The following is a 6120-nucleotide window of genomic DNA, read 5'->3' as shown; positions in this document are numbered from 1 at the left end:
CTCTACGCTTCCGGACACCCCGGGGAAGGCTCCGACCTGGCCAACCCGCTCGGGTTGATCAGATCCACCGACGCGGGTAAGACCTGGGAAAAGCTCTCCCGTCAGGGCGAATCCGACTTCCACGCACTCACCGCGACCAAATCCGGAATTGTCGGCTTCGACGGCGCACTGCGCACCAGCCCGGACGGGAAAACCTGGACCACGGCGGCCGTGGATTTCGTCCCGGCCGCCCTCGCCGGAAACCCCACCAGCGACACGGTCCTGGCAACCACCCCACAGGGGATCCGCCGCTCAACGGACGGCGGTAAGACCTGGACCACCGTGGACTCCGCACCCGTAGTCCAGTTCGCCGCTTTCGCCAGCCCCGCCGAGGCAGTCGGAATTGAACCCGACGGGACAATCCACACCTCCGCGGACGCCGGCGCGACCTGGACCCGAAAGGGCAAAATCCAAGGCACGGTCCAGGCTGTCGCGGCAGTGAAAGGCCCGCAGGCAGACCCGTCGATCTGGGCCGCCACGGCCAGCGGGCTCGTCCTATCCACCGACGGCGGAGTCACGTTCCGTCCCGCCGACGCCTCCTAACCACACGAGCCCTGCAGGATCTGCGCCGAGGCCTACCACCGGGGGTTGCGGTGCGTAGAAAACCGGCCTGAATGGACCGGGACCTCGGACTCTACCTGTCAGCCGAGGCCGCGCGAAGACTCGGAATAATTCTTTGAAGGGAAGGCACAAATCATGATGTGGGGTTACGGACAAGGCATGGGATGGATGTGGCTCTGGATTCCTCTGCTACTCATTGGGATCGCGCTGCTGGTGTTACTGGCCGTCAGAGTCTTTGGCGGCGGCGTCCGTAATGGATACGGACCTCCGGGCCCCCCGGGGCCAGGCGGGCCGCCGCCTGCCGGAGGGAGCAGGGCCCGCCAGATCCTCGACGAACGCTTTGCGAGAGGAGAACTCACCGCAGACCAATACCGCGAACACCTCAAGGTGCTCGGTGAGGGCCCGTAGTGAAGCCCATCAGCCGCCGCCAGGCGGTGCTGCTGGGAGGGCTCGGCATTGCGGGGACAGCGGCCGGCGGTGCCGGGCTGATCTGGACCCTGACCTCGCAGACGACTCCCGTTACGGGAGGCGAACTGACCCAGCCTCCGGAGGAACGGAGCACCAACGGCCAGCTGAAGGTACGGCTCGAAGCCGCACCCGGACGGATACTGCTGGCAGGCCGTCAGGCCGCGGCCCTTGGCTACAACGGCAGCATCCCCGGCCCGACACTTCGCATACGCGCCGGCGATGTCCTGAAGATCGGGCTCGTCAACAGCCTGACCCAGGCCACCAACCTGCACGTGCACGGCCTCCACGTTTCCCCCGAGGGCAACGGGGACAACGTCTTCGTCTCGGTGGACCCCGGCGGCACCTTCGACTACGAATACAAACTTCCCGAGGACCATCCCCCGGGCGTGTACTGGTATCACCCCCACCACCACGGCATGGTCGCCGATCAGATCTTCGCCGGGCTCTTCGGAGCAATCATCGTCGAGGACCCTGAACCCATCGAGGCAAGTGCGGAACGGGTACTGGTCATTTCGGACACCACCCTGGACGGCCTGGGGAACATCCCGGAAGTCCCGGCAATGGAACGAATGATGGGCCGGGAGGGTGAACTGATCCTGGTCAACGGCCAAAGCAACCCGTAATTCAGTGCCCGCCCAGGACAACGCGAACGGTGGCGCATCATCAACACGTGCGTGTCCCGCTACCTCCGCCTACGACTCGATGGACAGCAGCTGCAGCTCCTCGGCATGGACTCCGGCCGCTTCCCGACACCCGAGACGGTGGATGAACTTTTCCTGACGCCGGGAAACAGGGCAGATCTTCTCGTGACCACAACGACCGGAGACGCCGTGCTGCGCGCGCTTTACCAGAACCGGGGAAGCATGCCGGGAGTGATGGGACCGGGATCGGGCGCACGCAACCCTTCAGATCAGCCGGACGGCGCCGCTCTCGCCACCCTTCGCGTTGCCGGCGATTCGGTCGCGGCCCTGGCGGCCGTGCCGGCCCAGAAGGGGCTGGGAGACCTGCGGTCCGCCGCCGTCGCGGCCCGCCGGCAGATCGTCCTGGCCGCCGGCATGGGCATGGGGATGGGTGGGGGCGGTGGCATGATGCGTTTCACCATCAACGGCAGGGAGTTCAACGAGGCCAGGACAGACACAACGGTCGCGGCCGGGGATGTGGAGGAATGGACGCTGATCAACACCAGTCCCATGGATCACCCGTTCCACCTGCATGTCTGGCCGATGCAAATCATCGAGGAAAACGGCCAAGGGACGAACACCCCCATCTGGCAGGATGTGGTGAACGTACCCGCCAACGGCCGTGTGAAAGTCAGGGTGGCTTTCAAGGACTTCCGCGGCCGCTCGGCCTACCACTGCCACATCCTGGACCACGAGGACCTCGGCATGATGGGCGCGATCGAAGTCCGGTAAGAAGCGTGGAGTGACTACCCAGACACGTGCAGCGCCGTATTCAGTGTCGTCCGGGGCTATCCGGTCGGAGCCGGATGGCAACCCACCGGCCACACCGCTGGCAGCTATAGGAAGGCCCAGACCCAAGGACAGGCTATTTCCGACGCTGGATCACTCTGCCGCAGCACGAGCAGGTGGTGGAGTTAGAGTCCACTATTCCTGAGAGCCTCCGTTAGCTGGTCAATCGTGGGCAGGCCGGCATAGCCATTGGGCGTCTTGTAGATACGGCAGGCCAAATCGCTGGCGGATGCTCCATCCGGGAAGACGTCGGATCCGTTGACAGTGATCGTCGGTGAACCCGCAAATCCGATGCCCTCAATATCTGTTACGGACTCTAGGAGGCGCATGTGAACTTCGACATCGGTACGACCCAATGCGGTCAGAGCTGCTTCAAGTCGCTCGTACGCTTTGACGGAATTGGGACACTTAGCAATATGGAGCAGTTCCAGTCTCATGACTGTATTGTCCCGCCCGGCTGCGTGATGCGGTAAGGACAGGCGGAGTTGCACCAGTCGCTTTGCTGCCGCAACGGCGCGTCGTCGTTCTTGACAAACGAAGGAATTCGAGAGGGAATCGAACTGAGAAAAGGACCTGAACCAGGCCCCCTGAGTCCTATGTGGACCTTGGCGCTATCTGGCGGCTTTCTGTGATCGCACGGTGTCGCTCGTGGTGAATCAGCCGGCCTTCACCAGCACCTGGAATATCTATCCATCTAGATGTGTCGATAAATGCATGAGCACCTACGCCACCGTCCCAGAAGCAGGCATAACCCACGACCCGCCCAGCCTGTCACCATTCCCTGGAATCCACGACGCCCGGAAGCTGGCGGCTCTGACCCAGACCCTGGGGGACCCTGTCAGGCTGCAGATACTTGCCACGCTGGAGTCAGTGTGCGTGCCAGTAGGCACCATTGTGGAAGCCACCGGCCTCCGGCAACCCCTACGCGTCAGGGTTGGATGAGGCCAGCGGCTCATAGCAACTTCGCTTAATCTGTAGGGCGAGAATCAGGAACATCACCGATGTCTATCTCCACGATTTCCCCGGTGCGGGAAGATAGATCCATGAGTAAAACTGGGCCCGCTCCGGCGGCCCGACCCCTCGCAGGTCGTTCACCCCGGCACAAAAACCGGCCTACCTGGACGCTTACCAGCGGGCCTGCGACGACGGCACCGGCGGCGGGGCATACCTGCGCCGCGAGGGCCTGTACTCCTCCCAGATCACCGAGTGGCGCAAGCTCCGCGGCGCCGGCGTGCTCGAAGGAAAAAGCCTGGCGAGAGGATTGGCAAACCGACTGCTGAACAGGCGGAAATCGGTCGTCTACGCCGGCAGCTGGAGGTTAGTGAACGCAAGCTGGCACGGACTGAGGCTGCGTTGTCGATTATGGAAAAAGCACGACTGCTTTTAGAGGATATCTCCGAAAGCGCGGAGCAGCAGCCCTGGTACAAGAAACCCTGATGTGTGCCTACACCGCCCTCACCGGCGCGGACATCCCAACCAGGGAAGCGGCCGTGATTGCCGGGGTCCCCAGGGCCACAGCGACCCGCAAAGTCCGAACCCCGGCGGAAGACCCGCTGCCTGCCCCTGCACCGGCAAATAAGCTCTCAGCGGCAGAGCGCGCCCACATCCTGGCGACCGTGAACTCAAGGGATTTCATCGACCTGCCGCCGGTGCAGATCTATGCCCGGCTCCTGGATGCAGGCATCTATTTATGCTCAATCTCCACGTTCTACCGCGTCCTGGAGGAGAACCGGCAGGTCAAGGAACGCCGCCGACAGGCACGCCAACGGCTCCCGCCAACGGCGCCCCGGGCCGCAGCTAAGAAGATTCACCCGGATCTGACACACCGGCCCCCACCAACAAACCAAATTCCTACAAAGGACGAACTCATTTCGGGAACCTGCACTGGGACGACCCTGTGACCGGAACTCGACCTCACGATCGGCCTACTCAGCTGCTCCACGGTTGAGGTATGCGGCGGGCGGCACGGTCTTCGCCGGCGCTGACCAAGCCCGGCTCGTCAGCCCACGCGGATGCCATTGTCAGCGAGGAACTCGCGGGCACGGCCCATCTGGCCGGTCCGTGGAGAAGGCATACCACTGTTCGCTAAGGTTCTCGCCGTGGACGAGGTCGCGGAACCGGCAGAAGGCACCTTTGCCCTCGATCGCCCGCTCCAGCCGCTCTCGAAGGGTCTCATCGTGCTGCCGCTCGGCGAAGGCCGCCATGTCCCGCCAGCCGTTCCGCGAACCGGTACAGTTGAATCGAAGCCAACGACCCGGCTCCTCCTCCACGCTGATGGCGGCGTCCTCCCCGACCATCATCGGGTCAGTGGCGCTGTCGTCGAACACCGGCCCGGTGCGCAGGTCGACGTAGCCACCGGTCGACAGCTCGGGATCCCCTTCCAGCACGGTGCTGAGCATGCCCAGGTCTACCGGCACCACTCGGCCTGTCAGCGGCACGCGGCGCAGACCGGCCAGCAGGTCCTCGGCCAGCAGCCGGTCACCAGCGCCGCTGCGCCAAGTCAGCCTGTTGATGACCGACATTGCCACCGGCTCGGTTTCCTGGCGTCGCTGCTCCAGCTCCATCGGTATGCCGGCCCCCACCTGTTGCAGAGCATCATCGATGTCGTGTCCGGTGACCGCCGCGAGGAAGCGAGCCGCATCTCCTGCCGCGATGGCTTCACGCAGCTCGGACAAGTCGAGCCCCGGCACCTGCACCTGTGCGGGCCACCCGTGCAGCAGCATCGGGTGCGGCCGGCCCGGTTTCCCTGGCGCCAGGCTCCCCGTCGTCGGTAGCCCATCGGCGCCCGTACTGGTCCGGGATGCTGCCCCAGCCCCAGTACGGCAGGGGGGCATCAGGGCGGATACCCAATACCTCCAGCGGGCGACCTTCACCTCCCCGACCACGCATTGGTGCGTCCAGTCGTCACCGAGGTCGGTCTGCATGGTCGCCCCCTGTCTGGGGGTGTCGGTCGGACGATTTGGACGGTTTGGACGGTGTCGGCCCTGTCGAGTATCCGCCTAGTTCCTCAGCGTGAGCACCAGCTTGGGTGCGAGCGTGCTGCCGGCCTCTTTGGAGTTGAGGTCCAGGCCGTCGCTGCTGTTGGCGTCCATACCTAGGGAGAGCTGTTGGCCGAGCTCACCGGTCAGGCCGCTGACCGTCAGCGCAACGCTGTAGCTGGCATTTCTTGCTGTCGGACCGAGCGTTCCGATGCTGGCGCCGAGCGCCGGACGGTTACTGTACGTGATCCCACCCTCGGTCCAGCCGTCATCAGCGACCAGCTTGACGTTCTGCGTACCCGTTGAGCCGCTCCCGGCGCTACGCAGCTGCAACGTCGCACTCTCCAGCGTCCTGCCCGCGTACGCCGACAGGTCGAACTTCAAGTACGTGACCTCCACCGGGCTGTTGTCCACACTCAGCACGGTACCCGTGCCAAAGTTCGTCCCCGCCGCGCCGCTTGCCACATAGCTGTCAGCGGTGGCCGTGAGTGTAACGGTCTCCGGCGTGCCGCCGCCGCCTGCGGAAGCCGTGGTGAAGGTCCACGTTTTGGGCGAGGCCAACGCGTTACCGGCAACATCCTTCACCCCGGCGGAGCCACCATCGA

Annotated in this window: 6 protein-coding genes and 1 pseudogene; 4 read left to right on the top strand and 3 right to left on the bottom strand. The window is 64.4% G+C overall.

Going from position 1 to position 6120, the window contains the following annotated elements; all coding sequences use genetic code 11:
* From ACZYZ3_RS20275 to ACZYZ3_RS20265, 3 genes and pseudogenes are all read left to right on the top strand, one after another.
* Positions 1-582 (top strand): F510_1955 family glycosylhydrolase (locus ACZYZ3_RS20275; RefSeq protein WP_463965571.1); only part of this gene is annotated, 582 nt, incomplete at its 5' end.
* 153 nt (positions 583-735) lie between these two features.
* On the top strand, positions 736-1008 hold the full coding sequence (locus ACZYZ3_RS20270) for an SHOCT domain-containing protein (protein ID WP_463965570.1): 273 nt from the start codon (positions 736-738) through the stop codon (positions 1006-1008).
* Positions 1008-2480: pseudogene (locus ACZYZ3_RS20265) on the top strand (multicopper oxidase family protein). Before ACZYZ3_RS20270 ends, ACZYZ3_RS20265 begins: the two are co-directional and overlap by 1 nt.
* A gap of 182 nt (positions 2481-2662) precedes the next feature.
* Here ACZYZ3_RS20265 and ACZYZ3_RS20260 read toward each other — a convergent pair.
* Positions 2663-2974, bottom strand: a complete 312-nt coding sequence (locus ACZYZ3_RS20260; RefSeq protein WP_463965569.1) for a thioredoxin family protein — start codon at positions 2972-2974, stop codon at positions 2663-2665.
* A 999-nt stretch (positions 2975-3973) separates the two neighbouring features.
* Between ACZYZ3_RS20260 and ACZYZ3_RS20255 the strand changes: the two genes are divergently transcribed.
* A complete protein-coding gene (locus tag ACZYZ3_RS20255) occupies positions 3974-4438 on the top strand; it encodes a hypothetical protein (protein ID WP_463965568.1) in 465 nt (154 codons plus the stop codon).
* A 120-nt stretch (positions 4439-4558) separates the two neighbouring features.
* Here ACZYZ3_RS20255 and ACZYZ3_RS20250 read toward each other — a convergent pair whose 3' ends face one another.
* Positions 4559-5260, bottom strand: a complete 702-nt coding sequence (locus tag ACZYZ3_RS20250; protein WP_463965567.1) for a hypothetical protein — start codon at positions 5258-5260, stop codon at positions 4559-4561.
* Positions 5261-5536: 276 nt separating this feature from the next.
* A partial coding sequence (locus ACZYZ3_RS20245; protein ID WP_463965566.1) for a CBM96 family carbohydrate-binding protein occupies positions 5537-6120 on the bottom strand: 584 nt, incomplete at its 5' end.

The sequence above is a fragment of the Pseudarthrobacter linnaei genome, assembly GCF_055412825.1.
Note: the sequence above shows the minus strand (reverse complement) of the source record. Positions and strands in the feature narration are given on the sequence as shown.

Bases quoted from the DNA above. Each gene is read 5' to 3' on its own strand.
- ACZYZ3_RS20270 (WP_463965570.1), top strand. From the start codon at position 736: ATGATGTGGGGTTACGGACAAGGCATGGGATGGATGTGGCTCTGGATT.
- ACZYZ3_RS20255 (WP_463965568.1), top strand. From the start codon at position 3,974: ATGTGTGCCTACACCGCCCTCACCGGCGCGGACATCCCAACCAGGGAA.
- ACZYZ3_RS20260 (WP_463965569.1), bottom strand. From the start codon at position 2,974: ATGAGACTGGAACTGCTCCATATTGCTAAGTGTCCCAATTCCGTCAAA.
- ACZYZ3_RS20250 (WP_463965567.1), bottom strand. From the start codon at position 5,260: ATGCTGCTGCACGGGTGGCCCGCACAGGTGCAGGTGCCGGGGCTCGAC.